The sequence below is a fragment of the Hyphobacterium marinum genome, from assembly GCF_036330325.1.
Lineage (GTDB): Bacteria > Pseudomonadota > Alphaproteobacteria > Caulobacterales > Maricaulaceae > Hyphobacterium > Hyphobacterium marinum.
The window spans coordinates 1-15,470 of record NZ_JAZDRO010000004.1 but is presented as its reverse complement, the minus strand read 5'-3'; the positions used below and the strand labels follow the sequence as shown (position 1 = coordinate 15,470).

Here is a 15,470-nt window from a genome sequence, read left to right as displayed (position 1 = left end):
CCAAGGATATTCGCGTCTCAGGTGTCTATTTGGACGCCTTGGGCCGCAGGTTCAAGCGGAACCCGCCGCGTCCGCGTCCCGCTAGGCGGTGCGTTCAAGGACGCGCAGGACGAAATCATGGTCGTCCGCTTCGCCAGCCGCGCGCGCCTCGCGATGCTTTTCCGTCCATGCGGCTTCGTCGATGTCCGGGAAAACCGCCTCGCCGTCCGGCGCGGCATCGACCTCGGTCAGGTAGAGCCGGTCAGCCAGGGGAAGCGCCTCGGCATAGATCTGCGCTCCGCCGATGACCGAGACCTCGTCGATGCCGGTTTCCTTCGCCCGTTGGCGGGCGGTCTGGATGGCGTCTTCCAGCGAATGACAGACCAAAGCGCCGTCGGCGACGAAACCCTGCTGGCGTGTCACCACGATATTGGCCCGGCCCGGCAGGGGCTTGTTCGGCAGGCTGTCCCAGGTCTTGCGGCCCATGATGACAGGCTTGCCGAAGGTGATCTGCTTGAACCAGGCGAGGTCGGACTTCAGCCGCCAGGGCAGATCACCCTCCCGGCCAATGACGCCATTCTTCCCGCGCGCGGCGACGAGAGCGATGTGGATGTCCTTGACCCGGCCCGTTGCACTCACACCGCCACCGGGGCCTTGATGGCCGGGTGCGGGTCATAGCCCTCGACCGTGATGTCCTCGTACTCGAAGGCGAAGAGGTCGGCCCGGTCCGGATTGAGCGACAGGCGTGGCAGAGCGCGCGGCTCGCGAGAGAGCTGTTCGCGCACCTGGTCCATGTGGTTGGTGTAGATGTGCGCATCGCCGAAAGTGTGGATGAATTCACCCGGCTCGAGCCCGGCAACTTGTGCGACCATGCAGGTCAGGAGCGCATAGGAGGCGATATTGAACGGCACGCCGAGGAACATGTCGGCAGACCGCTGGTAAAGCTGGCAGGAGAGCCGGCCGTTCGCGACATTGAACTGGTAGAGCGTGTGGCAGGGCGGCAGCGCCATGTTCGGCACGTCGGGCGGATTCCAGCCCGACACGATCAGGCGGCGTGAGGCCGGATTGGTGCGGATCTGTTCCAGGACATCGGAGAGCTGGTCGACCTCGGTGCCGTCCGGGCCTTCCCAGCGCCGCCACTGCTTGCCGTAGACGGGGCCGAGATCGCCTTTTTCGTCAGCCCATTCATCCCAGATCGTCACGCCACGGTCCTGCAGCCAGCGCACATTCGTCTCGCCGCGTAAAAACCAGAGCAGCTCGATGGCGATCGAGCGGAAATGTACTTTCTTGGTGGTCAGAAGCGGAAAGCCTTCGGAGAGGTCACAGCGCAACTGCCGCCCGAAGACCGACAGCGTGCCCACGCCCGTGCGGTCTTCCTGAGGGGTGCCGTTCTTGAGGATATCCTCAAGCAGGTCGAGATAGGCCGTCTCGACCGCCGAGGCCCGTCCGCCCGCTCTCGGGAAATCCTCGATCCGTACTGCCTCGCCCATGGCAATTCGCTCCGCATACCGATTCGCTGGAGCCAGCCTAACGCGCCTGGGCCCGGAACGCGTTAACGGGTCTCAGGCGGGGGGCGAGTTTTCCACGGCCAATTCACCCTTACATCGTGCCGACACAAAAATTTGACTCGCCTCGCGGGGCCGTTCGGCTATGGTGACCAGATCGGAACATAGAGGGAACATTTACATGCTTGGATATGTGACGGTCGGCACCAACGACCTCAAAAGCGCCGCGGAATTCTACGACAAGATCTGCGCCGAATTTGGCGTCGGCCGGATGATGGATTTCGACACTTTCATCGCCTGGGGCAAGCCCGGCGGCGGGTGCGGCATCGCCGCGACCAAACCGTTCGACGGCCAGGCCGCCACGGTCGGCAATGGCGTCATGGCGGCGTTTCAGGCGGACTCGAAGGAACAGGTCGACAAGGTCTATGCGCTCGCCATCAGCCTCGGCGCAAAAGACGAAGGCGCGGCCGGTCCGCGCGGCGACAGCGGCTTTTATGCCGGCTATTTCCGCGACCCGGATGGCAACAAGCTGAACGTCTTCACGATGGGCTAGTTGTCCTTCTTGAGGCCCCGGGTCGCTATCGCGCCCGGGGTTTCAGGTTTCGTGTGGCGCGAACCAACAAAGCACCGAAATCCCGGCCGAGCTAGCGAGAGCCGGGACCTTGGCCAGTTTCACACGGCCCCGGCGCGTCGCAAATGCTCCGGCCGGGGTTTCAAGAATACTCCCCTCGCCTCTCCCGGTCCGGCGCGCTAGCGTGGCGGTTCCGGGAGGGACAGCGTGGCGAACACCGAAACGACGGAGCCATCACAGACTTGCGCCAATTGCGGCGCGATCCTGACCGGCGCGTATTGCGCCGAGTGCGGGCAGTCGCGCGAGGATATCAATCGGCCCTTCTGGACGCTGGCGACCGATACGCTCGACGGGCTGTTCTCGTGGGACGGCCGGCTATTGACGACGCTGCGCCAGCTTTACACGCGGCCGGGCCGCGTGGCGCGCGATTATGCCGACGGCAAGCGGCAGAGCTTTACCCCGCCGATCCGGCTCTACCTCATTGTCAGCCTCGTCTTTTTCGCGGCAATGACGCTGTCGGGCGTGCGGATCATCGCGGTCAACACGTCGATGAGCGAAGCCGGGCCGGGCATCAGCCTGACCATGTTCCAGCCGCCGGGCACCAGCGAACCTCTCAATCTGACGGACGAGGAGCGGGAGGACTTCTATGCCCTCGCCCGCGGCCTGGGTAATCCGGAGAGCGTGATCCGCATCGCATTGCGGGCCGCAGAAGATCCACGCGGCACCGAGGAAAAGACCGCCGCAGCGGCCAATCAGGCGCTGATCCTGATGGTCTTCGTCTTCATCCTGATGAACATGGCGCTGCACCCGCGCACAGCCGTCATCCGCCATGTCATCCACGCACTCTATTATCACGCGGCCTTCCTGCCGGTGGCAGGCTTCCTCCTGATCATCGCGGTCTGGCTCGATTTGCCGACCGGTCTAGCCCTCGGACTGATCGCGGCTGCGTCTCTGGCGTCACTGTCGGCCTACACGCTGTTCGACCGCGGGTTTTACGGATCGAGCTGGATCGGAGCTGTGTTGCGTTCTCTGGTCATCCTGGTGGTCTATTCGGCAACCACCATCCTGGTCGTCACCGCCCTGATCCTCGTGGCAACGTTGTAACCCCCTCGCCTCGCCCGGAAGAACCGGGGCAAGCCGGGCCTTCTGATCCAGTCAGAGGGCCCTGCGCATTCCTGTTCGGACAAAACACACTCTTGAATTCCCGGAGCCGCGCGAGCGGCATCCGGGACCTCGTTGAGCCGTCATGAGGCCCCGGCTCTTCGCTGTCGCTCCGGCCGGGGTTTCAGGGATGAGTCTCTCGCCTCGCCCGGCGCGCCGCGCTAGCGTGGTGACCGGGGAGGGACCGCATGACGACCAAGGCGGGACACGTAAAGCCTGACACCTGCGCCAATTGCGGCGCGGCGCTCGACGGGGCCTATTGCGCCGAATGCGGCCAGTCGCGCGAAGACATCCGGCGCCCGGCCTGGTCGCTGGTCACCGATACGCTCGATGGCCTGTTTTCCTGGGACGGGCGGATCCTGACCACTTTCCGCCAGCTCTATACGCGGCCCGGCCGCGTGGCGCGCGACTATGTCGATGGCAAGCGACAAAGCTTCACCCCGCCGGTGCGGCTCTACATCATCGCCAGCCTGATTTTCTTCGCCGCCATTGCGTTTTCCGGCGTGCGCATCGTGGCGGTCGAGACCACCACGTCGGCCGACGGGGCACCGTCCATCTTCGTGACGATCTTCCAGCGTCCGCGTGACGGGCAGGCCCAAACTCTTTCACCCGAAGATCAGGCCATCGTCATCGATCGCGCCCGCGAGCAGGGGGTCTCGGATTTCTGGAACGACACCGCCCTGGACGCGATGAACCATCCCGAAATGCTGGAAGAACGTGCGTCGGCGGCCTCGAGCCAGGCGCTCATCCTGATGGTGTTCGTCTTTGCGCTGATGAGCCTCATACTCCATCCGCGCCGAAAACTGATCGAGCATACGATCCATGCGCTATACTTCCACGCGGCCTTCCTGTTGCCGCTGGCCGCACTGGTCGTGTTCGCCGTCTTTATTCCGCTGCCGGCCTGGGCAGGGATCACCGTCCTGGTCACGGCAATCCTGACGTCCAATGCTGCCGTCACCCTGTATGACCGGGGCTTCTACGCCTCGAGCTGGTTCGGCGCGATCCTGCGGTCCGTCCTCATCTGCATGGGCTATGTGACCTCGGCGGTCTTCGTGGCGATCGGACTGATCTTCGTCTCCACGCTTTAAGGGCACCGCGCCGCACCGCTCACTTTAAATCAACCTCTCGAAGGCCTATATTAGGGCTGCCGGCTTGCCGGCTATGACGATAAAGGCGCGTGTAATAACCGGACTGGACCCGGGTGCGATTCCCGGCGGCTCCACCAATTTCCTCCCGCGTGATGCAAAAGCGCCGGAGCATTAAGGGGCCGAATTAGGATCGACAGACGGCTAAAGACGTCAGCTTTCGTCCGCATGGGTACCGTTAAATGCCCATTATTGTAGTTGCGAATGACAACTATGCTGAAGAGGTCGCTCTCGCTGCGTAATGCGGCGCGATGACTTCGCTCTAAGTCCTCGGCTCTAGCAAGCCGCAGGCGGGGTTCGGGGGCACCTGGCAACAGAAGCCCCCACTTCTCCCCTTATTGTCTTGGCGTGATGTAAAGCGGCAGGCCGCCTTCGGGACGGAAGGTGATGGTCATCACCGGATTGACCGCATGGCCGTGGACCGGCGCAAAGCGATAGTCGCGCAGCAACGTCGCCAGGATCACAATCGCTTCGGTCATGGCAAAGCCCGACCCGATGCAGGCACGCGGTCCGCCCCCGAACGGGCGGTAGACCCAAGGATCCGTCGGGCGGCGTTCGGGTGAGAACCGGTCCGGGTCGAACGCGTCGGGATTGTCCCAGTACCGCGAATGGCGCTGCAGCGCATAAAAAGCCACGAGCGCTATATCGCCGCGCTTTACTTGCCGCTCGGCAATCTGCGTATTGCGGATCGCCCGGCGTCCGATCATCGGCGCGGGCGGGTAGAGGCGCATCGTCTCCTCCAGCACCTGCCGCAGAAAGACCAGTTTCGCGATGGACTCCTTCGTAACCGGCCCGCCGGACAGCACGCTGTCGATCTCCGCTGCGGCCCGGTCCTGCGTCTCCGGGTCGATAGCCAGCAGGTAGAGCGCCCAGGTCAGCGCGATGGCGGTGGTTTCGTGCCCGGCCGCGACAAGGCTGATCAGGTTGTCGCGGACGTCATTGTCAGAAAACCCACCTCCGGTGTCAGGGTCGCGTGCATCCAGGAGCAGTTGCAGCAGGTCTTCATGGCGGTCGCCGGACAGGCGGCGGGCCGCGATTTCCCCGGTCAGGGCCTTGCGCAAGACCTGACGGGCGCGCTGCGCCTTACGGCCCATCAGCCGCGGCGTGGCTTCGTGCAGCGGCAACAAATCGCTGTAGCGGGTTCTCCCCAGGCCTTCGAATACATCCTCGACGGCCTTGCGCATGATGGCGCGGTTGAAGGACTTCGCCTGGGTGAAGAGCGCGTTTTCGATGACGCTGAGCGCGGCTTCGTTCAGTGCGGGCGTCACGTCAGCGGGTTGGCTGGCCTGTCCCACGAAGGCGCTGACGCGGTCCGCAGCTTCCGCCATCGCCGGGACAAGGTCGAGAATGCGCGCCTTCACAAAGCCGGGCTGGAGTGCCTTGCGCTGGCGCCGCCAGCTGTCGTCATGGGCCGTCAGGATGGAATCCCCGAGGACGGGCCGCAGCATGCGGATCACCAACGGCGACTTCCGCCAGGCGTCCGCATCGTCCAGCAGGACCGCTTTCATCTCCTCGGGCCCCGAAATCGTGTGGACTGTCCGGCCGAAGAAGGGGACCGAAATCCGCGTGAATTCAAAGGCCTCCACCGGCAACAGCTCGACCGGATTGCGCCGCATCGTCCGCGCTGTCTGCAAGAGGGACATCGGGGCCGACTGGCGTACGGGTATCGGAGGGATGATCACATCAGGACCTGGGTTCAGCCGTCATCGCGATTACCCGCAAGACGGGTCCAACTGTCAAAATATATACCAAAGTGGCGGATTCCGTTGACCCCCCGTATCAAGGGTTTAGGTTTCAAGACCGTGAACTTCGGGGGGAGTTGCTATCGTGGCCAAAGACCTCATGCGCTACGACATCATGGCGCAGGAAGCGCTGCGGGGGGTAATCCGCGAGGCGCTGGGCCGCGCTGCTGCGCCGGGCGGGCTTCCCGGCTCTCACCATTTCTACATCAGTTTCAAGACCCAGGCCCCCGGCACCGACATCGATGAATCGCTCGCGGCGAAATATCCCGACGAGATGACCATCGTGCTGGAACACCAGTTTTGGGACCTGAAGGCGGACGAAGAGCATTTCGAGGTGACTCTGAAATTCAACGGCGTGCCGAAATACCTCAAAGTTCCCTACTCCGCCGTCAATCGCTTCCACGACCCTTCCGTCGGCTTCCACCTGCAGTTCGAGCTGAATCCCGACGATGGCAGCGTGCCGCGCTTCGCGCCGAAAGAGACGAAAGCCAAGCCGGCCAAGGAAAGCGCCGCGGCGGCTGGTGACGGTGCCGAAGTCGTCAGTCTCGACAGCTTCCGCAAGAAATGAACTTTCCGCGTCCGCCGTGGGACGAGGCCACGATTCGGCAGTATTTCTCCCGGCCTGAACTCGCGCCCGGCTATTCCAGACTACTCGGTTTCGAATTCGTCGATGTCGACACGACAGCGATGACATTTGAATGCACGTTCAATCCGGGTCCGGAGCTGTGCAGTCCGGCCGGAGCGATCCAGGGCGGGTTCATCACCGCGATGCTCGACGACACGATGTCGCTCGCGGCGATCTCGGCGCTGGGCTTTGACGGTGTGGTGCCAACGCTGGAGATGAAGACAAGCTTCCTCGCGCCGGTCATGGCCGGTTTCGTCCGCGCGAAGGGCCAGGTCCTGAAAAAAGGGCGCAAGACCTTCTTCACGGAAGGACGTTTGTGGGACCGGGAGGGTCAGTTGCTGGCCCACGCCACGGCGACCTGCATCCACCGGCCGCATGACAAGGTGAAAGCCGCGCGCGCCCGTCAGGCGCGAGGCGAGAACAGCCGGTCGAGCGAGTAGCGGCCGCCGCCCGTCGCGGCGAACTGCAGCCCGATGAAGACCAGCACGATGGCTGGCCACCAGCCGCGAAAATCCTGTGCCCAGTGGACCATCACGACACCAACGACGAAGTTGAAGGCGATAATCAGCCCCGCCCAGCGCGTGAGTAGGCCGATGACGAAGAGCACGCCGCAGAACAGCTGGACATAGACCGACAGCGGAGCCATCAGCTCTGGCATCGCGAAGCCGTTCGCCGTCAGGAAAGCCTCGAACTCGGCCATATGCGCGGCGCTGGTGACATTGTCCATCACGCCATAGACGAGGAAGGCCCCGGTCAGGACGCGCAGGCCCAGAAGGCCGAGATCGGAAAATTTCCCGAGAGCGGGAAGGAAGAGAAGCGATCGTGTGTCCACGCCGAACCCTAGCCCGGGGGAGGCGAACCGTCTCGGCTTTTCACGATATCCGGTTCAATTGTCCGTGACCCCAGACGGGGTGACTTTCGTAGAGGGGCCGTCAGGTGACGCCCTCGCGGACCCGGTTCACGCCGCTTCCGGCTCCGCGCGAACCAGCGGGCGGGCCTTGACCCGGACCCGGGCGCGTTCGCCCTCGACCTTTTCAACGGTCAGCTTCTCGACCTGGCTGTCATCATGGAAGACCACACCGGACAGCGCGTCGAGCACGGCCTTGGCGACATTGTCGACATCGTGGACGGGGCTGTTCCCGGTACGTTCGATGGTGATGGCAACTTCGTACGGCCCCCATTTCGGGCGCGCGCGCTTGAACTCGGTACGGAAAAACTCGCCGATCAGCACCTTGAACCGGCGCGTACGCGTCGTCAGGGCATCGACCCGAAGATGCAGACTGTCACCGGCCATGCGTGCCTGAACCTTTCCCCTGCCCGTCCATTGTTGCGCCGCAGCTTGATCCATCGCCTTGCGGTGATACACGTCGCCACAGCCGAATCGCAATGCTAATGATCGGCCCACACCACCCCGCCTTGCAAGGAGCCTCCCCTGATGAGCGAGAAACGCACCGAAACCGACAGCTTTGGCCCGCTCGATGTGCCTGCCGACAAGCTCTATGGCGCGCAGTCGGCCCGCTCGCTGATCAATTTCGCCATCGGCACCGAAACCCAGCCCGCCGCGATCATCCGTGCGCTGGGGATCATCAAGCGCTCCGCGGCGCGGGTGAACCGGGAGATGGGCAATCTCGAACCGCGCCTCGCCGACGCTATCGAACAGGCCGCGCTGGAAGTCGCCGAAGGCAAGCTCGACGATCATTTCCCGCTCTCGGTCTGGCAGACCGGCTCGGGCACGCAGTCGAACATGAATTCCAACGAGGTGATCGCCAACCGCGCGATCCAGATCCTCGGCGGCGAGGTCGGCTCGAAAGACCCGGTTCACCCGAATGATCACGTCAACCGGTCGCAATCGTCGAACGACACCTTCCCGACCGCGATGCATATCGCCGCGGCCGAGGAAATCCATCACCGCCTGCTGCCCGCGCTTCAGGTGCTGCGCAACGGGCTGAACGACAAGGCGGAAGCCTTCAGGGACATCATCAAGATCGGCCGCACGCACCTCCAGGACGCGACGCCGCTGACGCTGGGTCAGGAATTTTCCGGCTATGTCGCCCAGATCGATCTCGGAATGGCCCGCGTGAAGGCAGGGCTCGACCAGCTCTTCTACCTCGCCCAGGGCGGCACGGCGGTCGGCACCGGCATCAATGCCAAGCCCGGCTTTGACGTTGCCTTTGCCGAAGACGTGGCGGCCTATACCGGACTGCCCTTCAAGACGGCACCGAACAAGTTCGAGGCGCTGGCCGCGCATGACGCCTATGTCTCGGCCCACGGCGCGCTCAATACGCTGGCTGTGTCCTTGAACAAGATCGCGAACGACATTCGTCTGCTCGGCTCCGGCCCGCGTTGCGGATTCGGCGAGATTTCCCTGCCCGAGAACGAGCCGGGCTCATCCATCATGCCGGGCAAGGTCAACCCGACCCAGTGCGAGGCGATGACGATGGTTTGTGCGCAGGTGATGGGCAATCACGTCGCCATCACGGTCGGCGGGGCGCAGGGCCATTTCGAGCTGAACGTGTTCAAGCCGATGATGGCCTACAACATGATCCAGTCGATCCGCCTGCTCGCCGACGCCTCGGTCAGCTTTACCGAGAAGTGCGTTGCCGGGATCGTCGCCAACGAAGCGCGCATCACCGACCTGATGGAGCGCTCTCTGATGCTGGTGACCGCGCTCGCCCCCACGATCGGCTATGACAACGCCACCTTGGTCGCGAAAACCGCCCACAAGAACGGCACGACGCTGAAAGAGGAAGCGGTCAAGGCCGGTTTTGTCACGGCGGAGGAGTTCGACAGGGCCGTCGTCCCCGCCGACATGATCAAGCCGAAATAGTCCCCCTCACCCAACCCGCTCCGTCAAGGGAGGGCTGAGCGCGCTCCCTCTCCCGCCGGGGAGAGGGAAGACAGCGAAGCTGTCGGGGTGAGGGGTCTGTTCTCCTTCCCCTTGAGGGAGGGACGCGACGTTTTCGGGATCGCACAATCATTCCTCATGCTGAGGTGCTGACCGACAGGTCAGCCTCGAAGCACGCTGAGTGTGTCTTCCCATCCGTCGAGGCCCGCTTCGCGGGCACCTCAGGATGAGGTGGTTTCGTTTGAAGTTTCCGTCCCTGGACTTGATCCAGGGACCCAGTCTGGACAGGCGTGTGATTCCACGATCGTGGGATGGACTCTTGGATCAAGTCCAGGGGGCGGACACCTCGTGTGAAATAATTACCCCTCGCTCCGCTCCATCCCTTTGGCGTGGAAGAAGAACCAGAGCGTGGCGAAATAGCACGCCAGCGTCATGGCGAGGATGACGAATGGGATGGCGGCCAGCCCGCCCGGCCCGGCGATGACCGGGCCCATCCACCCTAGCCCGCTGTCAGGCAAGGCACCGCGCTGCGCCAGCACCGCCCCGAGGCGGGCGAAATCGCTGTAGGCCGAGAACAGCTCGTTGATGAAACCCAGCGAAAACAGGGAATAGATCAGCAGGAGCAGGCCGGAGAGCGTCCGATCCAGCTTGTGCGCGAAAAAATAACTGACTGCGATCATGCCCGAGACGATGGCGAGGAAGTTGGCGAAGGTCGCCTGCGCCGCGTCGAGAATGGCGAAGAAGAGACTGGCATATTCGTAATCGGTCATGGGCTTAATGCTCCCCGGATGGCCCGACGCTCAGCGCCAGAATGCGTGAGATCTCGGTCTGTGACCGGCCCGACTGTTCGCGCCAGACATCGAAGGCTGCCTGCATCTTCTTCAAGGCCGTTTTCGAGGTTGGCGGCTTGTCGATGACGCCCTCGCGGATCAGCGCCTTGACGACGTCACCCGAGGCTATCCACGCATCCCAGCCGGTAAAGCGCAGGAAATACTGCCCCGTCGAGCCGGAGAGGCGCGAGGCATGCTGCTTGAAATGCTCCAGCAGGCCTGCCTGATCACTGACCGGCCAGCCGGCGAGGAAGGCTCCAAACGAGCCATGCTCTTTCGCCGTAGCGAGGACGAATTGCGCGTTGGCCACCGTTGCCATGATCTTCGCGCCATTCCGGACGATGCGCGTATCGGATGTCAGGCGCGCCACGTCATCATCGGAATACATCGCCACGGTGTGCGGATCGAACCCGTCGAAGGCGGCTTCAAAGCCCGGCCATTTCGCCTGGATGACCTTCCAGGAAAAGCCCGACTGGAAGACGGCCTTGGTCATTTCCCCTAGCCACCAGGCGTCGGTCCGGCTTTTCAGCTCTTTCGCCGGCACCGGGCGGGAGAGTTTCTCTTCCACACCGGATGGGCCATGGTGGTCTTCGGCAAGCGCATGGATCTCGTCAAATGAGCGCACGGCTCGTCCTCCCTCGCGCGGCAGGATAGACTGGTGCGGATCAGGACCAAACGGAATTCGCCGGCTCATGCTTGAAAAGCGATCCCTCGCCATCAGCGGACACCGCACCAGCCTCGCGCTGGAGCCGGAATTCTGGGCGGTGCTCGATGCCGAGGCGGTGGCGCGCAAGCTCTCCTTTGCGGCCCTGATCGCCCGCATAGACGAGGCACGAGTCAAGGCCGACCCGGACCAGCCGCTGTCGTCGGCCTGCCGGGTGCATGCGCTGAAAACGGTTCAGGCCGAAGCGGCGAGGTCCGCATAAGCCGCCACGACCGGGTCCCAGCCCTCGTCGTAGTTGTCGCGGAGCGTTGAGCCCCGGGGATCGTTCTCCCAGTTCCGGTGGGTCAGCTGGACACGGGTGCGCCCGCTCTCCAAACGCGTGAACGTGACCTCGACCTCGGTCGCCTGCTCGTCGGGCTTGTCGATCTGCCAGGAAAAGACGAGCCGCGTGCCCGTCTCCCAGACCGTAATCCGGCCCCAGATAAATTCGCGGCCGTCGGGCAGGACTTCATAAATGTGACCGCCGACGCCGGGCTCCATCAGGACGCGTTCGGGAACAATGCCATGCGAGTCTGCGCCGACCGAATGGGTCGCCTTCGGCCACCAATCGCCAAAGCGGGTGGTGAAAAACTCGAACGCCGTCTGCGGGTCGCGGTCGACCTCGATTGTCTTCTCAACCGGTGCGATCTTGCCCATGTCCGTCGTCTCCCTCGTTTTCGAGTGCCGTCTTGTAGGCGTCCAGCGCCTCGCCCCAGAAGCTGTCGAGCCAGTCGCGCAATTCTTCCAGCGGGCCTGTCCGGATCGCATAGATGCGCCGCGTTCCTTCCGCCTTGTCCTCGACCAGCCCGGCCCCTTTCAGAATGCCGAGATGCTGGGAAATGGCCGGGCGGCTGACCGGGAAATCCTTCGCCAGCGCCGAAACCGCCAGTGGTCCGGCGCGCAGCTTTTCGAACACCGCGCGGCGGGTCGGATCGGACAGAACGGTGAGTGCTTTTTCGTAAGCCATAACTTACGTTAGTAATAACTTACGATAAAAGTCAAGCCGCCTGCTTGATTTCGGCCCCGCGCGGGCGTTCAAGACGGAGGTGTCTGATCTCCCGCCTGATTCCGGCGCGCCCGAAGCGCCTGCCTCGCAATGGGCGGCCTTCCGGCACCGGCCCTATCTGATCTACTGGTGCGCGCGGGCGGCGGCTGTCTTCGCCGCGCAAATCCAGATCGTCGCCATCGGCTGGCAGGTCTATGACCTGACCCGCAACCCGTTCGACTTGGGACTGATCGGCCTGTCGCAATTCCTTCCGGCCCTGCTCCTGGTCCTGGTAACGGGCGCGGTCGCCGACCGCTTTCCGCGCCGCGGCATCATGATCGTCTGCCTCATGATCGAGGCGGCGGTTGCCTTTTCACTGCTCGCCTTCACCGCGCTCGGGGGCAGCACGGTCATCGTCGTTTTTGCCCTGCTCGCAACCTTCGGGACGGCGCGCGCCTTTTTCGGACCGGCCGTACAATCACTCCTGCCCAATATCGTGCCACCGACCATGTTGGCCAACGCTATCGCGCTCAACTCGTCGGCCTGGCAGTTGGCGACGATACTCGGCCCCGTCGCGGGCGGGCTGCTCTACGGTGTCTCTCCGCTCGCGGCCTATGGCACAGCCACCGCACTGCTCGTGACCGCCGCCCTCTTGGCGACGCAAATCCCCAAGCCGGAACAAAAGAACGAGGTCGAGAAGCCGAGCCTGCAAACCGTGCTTGCCGGCTTCCGCTATATCTGGAGCGAGAAGATCGTCCTCGGCGCGATCTCGCTCGACCTGTTCGCAGTGCTGCTGGGCGGTGCGACCGCCCTCCTCCCGGTTTTCGCGCGCGACATCCTTGATGTCGGACCGATTGGTCTGGGCCTGCTCCGCGCCGGTCCCGGCATTGGTGCCATTGCGGTCGCGATCTGGTTGACGACGCATTCGATCAAGGACCATGCCGGTCTCTATCTCTTCATTTTCGTGGCGCTCTTCGGCGCAATGACGGTCGTTTTCGGCCTGTCGACAATCCCCTGGCTCTCCATTGTCGCCCTTATCATCCTCGGTGGCGCGGACATGGTCTCGGTCTATGTGCGCGAGACCCTGATCCAGCTCTGGACGCCGGACCGGCTGCGCGGCCGGGTCAATGCGGTCAACATGATCTTCATCGGGGCGTCCAATGAGCTGGGCGAGTTTCGCGCCGGAACCGTCGCGGTCTGGATCGGGGCCAAGGCGGCGGTCGTCGCCGGCGGTGCGGGGGCCGTGTTGGTTGCCGGCCTGTTCGCCCATCTCTTTCCGGAATTGCGCAAGGCGCGGCGTCTCGACGGGCGACCTTAAGCAAAAATGTGCGGACGCTTCCCGGACGGCATTGCCGGTCCGGGACCCAGCCTTGCCCAACAACTGGACCCCGGCCCGAGCTCACGCACGTCCGGGGAGCGTCGGCTATGAAGTAGGCCCCACCCCGACCCTCCCCCAAGGGGGAGGGAGAATGCACAATCTACCGCGTCATTCCCCGGCTTGTCCGGGGAATCTGAGGCACACGGGATGCCCCGCATGAAGCGGGGCATGACGCGCAGTAAAATCCCAAACCCTTGACGCAAAAGCCCTGTCGGCGCTCTAAGCTGTAACCCGTGACCGAGCCCATCGAACCCGCGCCGCCGACGCGCTTTCAGGCCCTCTGGACGTGGATCGCCCGGCAATGGCGCGAGGGGCGCTCACCCGCGCTCTGGATACTTGGTCTACTGATTGGGGTCGCGGCAGGATATGCGGTGCTGGGCTTCATCCTCGCGATCGAAGCGATCAGCTATCTGACTTTCGGGGCGCATCGGGAGCAACTTGCAAGCGGGGTCGCAGCCTTGCCTGCGTGGCACATCCTTCTGGTGCCGGTCGGCGGCGGCGTTGTCGTTGGCGCGCTGCTCTGGCTGGGCAAGCTGCGCGGCTGGTTGCCGGAAACCCGCAGCCATGCCGTCGCCGATGTCATCGAAGCGCGCGCCGTCCGGGCCGGACAGATCGACATTCGCACCGGACTGCTCTCGGCCGTCATTTCCGCAGTGACGCTCGGGGCGGGCGGGTCGGCCGGCCGGGAAGGTCCCGCGGTCCACCTGGGCGGTGCCCTCGCCTCCATCGTCGCGCAGGGGCTGGGCCTGCCGGCGCGGGCGGCGCGCATCATCCTCGCGTGTGGCGCGGCGGCAGCGGTGGCCGCCAGTTTCAACGCGCCCATTGCCGGAGCTGTGTTCGCGCTGGAAGTCGTGCTGGGCCATTATGCGCTCCGCTCCATCGCGCCTGTCGCGATTTCCAGCGTGATGGGCGCGCTTGTCGCTCGCCTGTCCTTCGGGGCCAGCCCCGCCTTTTCCGTCCCGCCCGTTGCCGCGGCCAGCCTGTGGGATTTCATCGGCGTTGTCCTGCTCGGCTTTGCCGCAGCGGGCGTGGCGATCCTCTTCATGCGGCTCACCCTCGCCGCCCCGGCCCGCATTGCGAAGATCGCCGAACGCGTCCGCCTGCCCCTGTGGGCGCTGCCGCCTTTTGGCGGGCTGCTTGTCGGGACCATCGCGCTCGCCTTTCCCGAAGTGCTTGGCGTCGGATACGAAACGACCGCAGACGCGCTTGCGGGCGGGTACGCGCTGCAGGCACTGATCGTACTGCTGGTCCTGAAAATCCTTGCCACGGTGATCACGCTCGGCTTCCGCTTTGGCGGCGGAGTCTTCTCCCCATCCCTCTATCTCGGCGCGGTGCTGGGCGCTGCCTTCGGCGGGGTCGCCGGCATGGCGATGGGCGCGGAAACAGGCGGGACGACCTTCTACGCCCTTGTCGGCATGGGGGCGGTCTCCGGTGCGGTGCTGGGCGCGCCAATCTCGACAACGCTGATCGTGTTCGAACTGACCGCCAGCTACGAAGCCTCGCTCGGTGTGCTGATCGCTGTTTCGCTCGCCACCCTGTTGACCCAGTCCGTGACCGGCGGGTCCTTCTTTCAGCTGCAGATCCAGCGCAAGGGCTATGATCTCTCGCGCGGTCAGGCGCGTGTGCTCCTGCAAACCATTCGTGTGCGGGCCGTTATGACGCCGCTCGACGAAGGCGAAGCCGCAACCGATGCCGGTGACGAAGCGGCGTGTCTTTACGAAGACGACTATCTCGGCCGCGCGATCGGCTTCCTGTCGGCGGAAAAAGTCGACGGTGCCGCAGTGCGCTCCCGTTCCGGCAACGGCAGGATTATCGGCTATCTGTCGAAGGCCGACGCCCACGCCGCCTATGCCCGCGCGCTCGCTGATGTGCACGAGGAAGAGCACAGGTAGGGGTCACTTCACACTCTCCCCTTTCCCTTCTCCCTCTCCCCCTTTCCAAGGGGAGAGGGTCGGGGTGAGGGGTTGGTTGAAGGTTCGCGCCAAGCCCTGCCCGCCCCCC

General features: G+C 64.1%; 18 protein-coding genes and 1 other RNA gene. 10 read left to right on the top strand and 9 right to left on the bottom strand.

Annotation, left to right across the window (positions count from 1 at the left end; all coding sequences use genetic code 11):
- Nucleotides 1–81: 81 nt before the first annotated feature.
- Both V0U35_RS09740 and V0U35_RS09735 read right to left on the bottom strand, forming a co-directional pair.
- On the bottom strand, nt 82–618 hold the full coding sequence (locus V0U35_RS09740; protein WP_330196518.1) for a dihydrofolate reductase: 537 nt from the start codon (nt 616–618) through the stop codon (nt 82–84).
- Nucleotides 615–1,469 (bottom strand): thymidylate synthase, encoded by an 855-nt coding sequence (locus tag V0U35_RS09735; protein WP_330196517.1) that lies wholly within the window; start codon nt 1,467–1,469, stop codon nt 615–617. Before V0U35_RS09735 ends, V0U35_RS09740 begins: the two co-directional genes overlap by 4 nt.
- Nucleotides 1,470–1,665: 196 nt before the next feature.
- Here V0U35_RS09735 and V0U35_RS09730 point away from each other — a divergent pair, with 196 nt between their 5' ends.
- The 4 genes from V0U35_RS09730 to ssrA all read left to right on the top strand — a co-directional run bounded on the left by V0U35_RS09730 (nt 1,666) and on the right by ssrA (nt 4,689).
- Nucleotides 1,666–2,037 (top strand): VOC family protein, encoded by a 372-nt coding sequence (locus tag V0U35_RS09730; RefSeq protein ID WP_330196516.1) that lies wholly within the window; start codon nt 1,666–1,668, stop codon nt 2,035–2,037.
- A 225-nt stretch (nt 2,038–2,262) separates the two neighbouring features.
- A complete protein-coding gene (locus V0U35_RS09725; RefSeq protein WP_330196515.1) occupies nt 2,263–3,159 on the top strand; it encodes a DUF3667 domain-containing protein in 897 nt (298 codons plus the stop codon).
- Nucleotides 3,160–3,404: 245 nt separating this feature from the next.
- Nucleotides 3,405–4,304 (top strand): DUF3667 domain-containing protein, encoded by a 900-nt coding sequence (locus V0U35_RS09720; RefSeq protein ID WP_330196514.1) that lies wholly within the window; start codon nt 3,405–3,407, stop codon nt 4,302–4,304.
- A 19-nt stretch (nt 4,305–4,323) separates the two neighbouring features.
- Nucleotides 4,324–4,689, top strand: a transfer-messenger RNA (tmRNA) gene (gene ssrA / locus V0U35_RS09715).
- Between the two features lie 7 nt (nt 4,690–4,696).
- On the opposite strand, the gene V0U35_RS09710 is transcribed toward ssrA, so the two are convergent.
- Nucleotides 4,697–5,977, bottom strand: coding sequence for a cytochrome P450 (locus V0U35_RS09710; RefSeq protein WP_330196513.1), 1,281 nt, complete (start codon nt 5,975–5,977; stop codon nt 4,697–4,699).
- 226 nt (nt 5,978–6,203) lie between these two features.
- On the opposite strand from V0U35_RS09710, the gene V0U35_RS09705 reads away from it, so the two are divergent.
- Together V0U35_RS09705 and V0U35_RS09700 are read left to right on the top strand one after the other, a co-directional pair.
- Nucleotides 6,204–6,671, top strand: a complete 468-nt coding sequence (locus V0U35_RS09705) for an SspB family protein (RefSeq protein WP_373696403.1) — start codon at nt 6,204–6,206, stop codon at nt 6,669–6,671.
- Entirely contained in the window at nt 6,668–7,168 is a 501-nt protein-coding gene (locus V0U35_RS09700) for a PaaI family thioesterase (protein ID WP_330196511.1), read from the top strand. Before V0U35_RS09705 ends, V0U35_RS09700 begins: the two co-directional genes overlap by 4 nt.
- Here V0U35_RS09700 and V0U35_RS09695 read toward each other — a convergent pair.
- Nucleotides 7,132–7,560: a DoxX family protein gene (locus V0U35_RS09695; protein WP_330196510.1), complete on the bottom strand. Its 429-nt coding sequence runs from the start codon at nt 7,558–7,560 to the stop codon at nt 7,132–7,134. The genes V0U35_RS09700 and V0U35_RS09695 overlap by 37 nt on opposite strands.
- Nucleotides 7,561–7,686: 126 nt before the next feature.
- Entirely contained in the window at nt 7,687–8,022 is a 336-nt protein-coding gene (locus V0U35_RS09690) for a RusA family crossover junction endodeoxyribonuclease (protein WP_330196508.1), read from the bottom strand.
- Nucleotides 8,023–8,163: 141 nt separating this feature from the next.
- Here V0U35_RS09690 and fumC point away from each other — a divergent pair, with 141 nt between their 5' ends.
- Entirely contained in the window at nt 8,164–9,555 is a 1,392-nt protein-coding gene (gene fumC, locus V0U35_RS09685) for a class II fumarate hydratase (protein ID WP_330196507.1), read from the top strand.
- Between the two features lie 377 nt (nt 9,556–9,932).
- Here the strand turns inward: fumC and V0U35_RS09680 are convergent, their stop codons facing one another.
- Both V0U35_RS09680 and V0U35_RS09675 read right to left on the bottom strand, forming a co-directional pair.
- Complete coding sequence (locus V0U35_RS09680; RefSeq protein WP_330196506.1) at nt 9,933–10,343, bottom strand: hypothetical protein; 411 nt, start codon at nt 10,341–10,343, stop codon at nt 9,933–9,935.
- Between the two features lie 4 nt (nt 10,344–10,347).
- A complete protein-coding gene (locus V0U35_RS09675; RefSeq protein WP_330196505.1) occupies nt 10,348–11,097 on the bottom strand; it encodes a DNA-3-methyladenine glycosylase I in 750 nt (249 codons plus the stop codon).
- Here V0U35_RS09675 and V0U35_RS09670 point away from each other — a divergent pair.
- On the top strand, nt 11,096–11,329 hold the full coding sequence (locus V0U35_RS09670; protein WP_330196504.1) for a ribbon-helix-helix domain-containing protein: 234 nt from the start codon (nt 11,096–11,098) through the stop codon (nt 11,327–11,329). The two genes, V0U35_RS09675 and V0U35_RS09670, sit on opposite strands and share 2 nt — an antisense overlap.
- Here V0U35_RS09670 and V0U35_RS09665 read toward each other — a convergent pair.
- On the bottom strand, nt 11,302–11,763 hold the full coding sequence (locus V0U35_RS09665) for an SRPBCC domain-containing protein (RefSeq protein WP_330196503.1): 462 nt from the start codon (nt 11,761–11,763) through the stop codon (nt 11,302–11,304). The genes V0U35_RS09670 and V0U35_RS09665 overlap by 28 nt on opposite strands.
- Nucleotides 11,741–12,073: an ArsR/SmtB family transcription factor gene (locus V0U35_RS09660; RefSeq protein ID WP_330196502.1), complete on the bottom strand. Its 333-nt coding sequence runs from the start codon at nt 12,071–12,073 to the stop codon at nt 11,741–11,743. Before V0U35_RS09660 ends, V0U35_RS09665 begins: the two co-directional genes overlap by 23 nt.
- A 79-nt stretch (nt 12,074–12,152) precedes the next feature.
- On the opposite strand from V0U35_RS09660, the gene V0U35_RS09655 reads away from it, so the two are divergent.
- On the top strand, nt 12,153–13,409 hold the full coding sequence (locus tag V0U35_RS09655) for an MFS transporter (protein ID WP_330196501.1): 1,257 nt from the start codon (nt 12,153–12,155) through the stop codon (nt 13,407–13,409).
- A 293-nt stretch (nt 13,410–13,702) separates the two neighbouring features.
- The gene (locus tag V0U35_RS09650; protein WP_330196500.1) at nt 13,703–15,361 is read left to right on the top strand and encodes a chloride channel protein; all 1,659 of its coding nucleotides are present in this window, start codon (nt 13,703–13,705) and stop codon (nt 15,359–15,361) included.
- Nucleotides 15,362–15,470: the final 109 nt, after the last annotated feature.

What these genes read in the sequence shown, in the direction of transcription:
- V0U35_RS09680 (WP_330196506.1), bottom strand. Translation starts at nt 10,343, where the DNA reads ATGACCGATTACGAATATGCCAGTCTCTTCTTCGCCATTCTCGACGCG.
- V0U35_RS09700 (WP_330196511.1), top strand. Translation starts at nt 6,668, where the DNA reads ATGAACTTTCCGCGTCCGCCGTGGGACGAGGCCACGATTCGGCAGTAT.
- V0U35_RS09675 (WP_330196505.1), bottom strand. Translation starts at nt 11,097, where the DNA reads ATGAGCCGGCGAATTCCGTTTGGTCCTGATCCGCACCAGTCTATCCTG.
- V0U35_RS09735 (WP_330196517.1), bottom strand. Translation starts at nt 1,469, where the DNA reads ATGGGCGAGGCAGTACGGATCGAGGATTTCCCGAGAGCGGGCGGACGG.
- V0U35_RS09670 (WP_330196504.1), top strand. Translation starts at nt 11,096, where the DNA reads ATGCTTGAAAAGCGATCCCTCGCCATCAGCGGACACCGCACCAGCCTC.
- V0U35_RS09665 (WP_330196503.1), bottom strand. Translation starts at nt 11,763, where the DNA reads ATGGGCAAGATCGCACCGGTTGAGAAGACAATCGAGGTCGACCGCGAC.
- V0U35_RS09705 (WP_373696403.1), top strand. Translation starts at nt 6,204, where the DNA reads ATGCGCTACGACATCATGGCGCAGGAAGCGCTGCGGGGGGTAATCCGC.
- V0U35_RS09730 (WP_330196516.1), top strand. Translation starts at nt 1,666, where the DNA reads ATGCTTGGATATGTGACGGTCGGCACCAACGACCTCAAAAGCGCCGCG.
- V0U35_RS09660 (WP_330196502.1), bottom strand. Translation starts at nt 12,073, where the DNA reads ATGGCTTACGAAAAAGCACTCACCGTTCTGTCCGATCCGACCCGCCGC.
- V0U35_RS09710 (WP_330196513.1), bottom strand. Translation starts at nt 5,977, where the DNA reads ATGCGGCGCAATCCGGTCGAGCTGTTGCCGGTGGAGGCCTTTGAATTC.
- fumC (WP_330196507.1), top strand. Translation starts at nt 8,164, where the DNA reads ATGAGCGAGAAACGCACCGAAACCGACAGCTTTGGCCCGCTCGATGTG.
- V0U35_RS09690 (WP_330196508.1), bottom strand. Translation starts at nt 8,022, where the DNA reads ATGGCCGGTGACAGTCTGCATCTTCGGGTCGATGCCCTGACGACGCGT.
- V0U35_RS09720 (WP_330196514.1), top strand. Translation starts at nt 3,405, where the DNA reads ATGACGACCAAGGCGGGACACGTAAAGCCTGACACCTGCGCCAATTGC.